The organism is Bacillus sp. Nf3 (genome assembly GCF_003028545.1).
Taxonomy (GTDB): Bacteria; Bacillota; Bacilli; order Bacillales; family Bacillaceae; genus Bacillus; species Bacillus safensis.
The window spans coordinates 1-506 of record NZ_PYUA01000140.1; the positions used below are offsets into that span (position 1 = coordinate 1).

General features: G+C 65.4%; 1 protein-coding gene. It reads left to right on the top strand.

What is annotated here, in order from left to right:
• A partial coding sequence (locus C9414_RS21215) for a TonB-dependent receptor (protein WP_142398103.1) occupies window positions 1–240 on the top strand: 240 nt, incomplete at its 5' end.
• Between the last annotated feature and the right edge of the window lie 266 nt (window positions 241–506).

Sequence of the window (506 nt, forward strand, 5' to 3'; positions counted from 1 at the left end):
CAGGCGTTCTATGAGGATGGCACGCCGGTGACGAAGATCTCTTCGTTCACCACCTTCGATCTGTCCGGCCGCTGGAACATCACCGACGCCTTCGAGCTCAATGCCTCGGTGGCCAACGTGTTCGACCGCATCGCACCGCTCGATCCGACCACCTACGGCGGCGTGAACTACAACCCGATGCACTTCACCGGTGCACTGGGCCGTTACTTCACCGTGGGCGCCAAGTACACCTTCCGCTGATCCATCGCGGCGCGTCACCTGCACAGGCCCGGGTTCATCCCCGGGCCTGTGCTTTTGTACACACGCGGCAACAGCGATGATGCAGTCCCTGACCGGAGCTCCGCCCATGCCCGCTTCCACCCAACGTCTCGGCCTGGCCGCACTGACCGCATTGGTGGTGGGTTCGATGGTCGGTGCGGGCATCTTCTCGCTGCCACAGAACGTGGCCCGCAGTGCCGGCCCGGCGGCCGCGATGATCGGGTGGGCGCTGAGCGGTGCGGGCATGC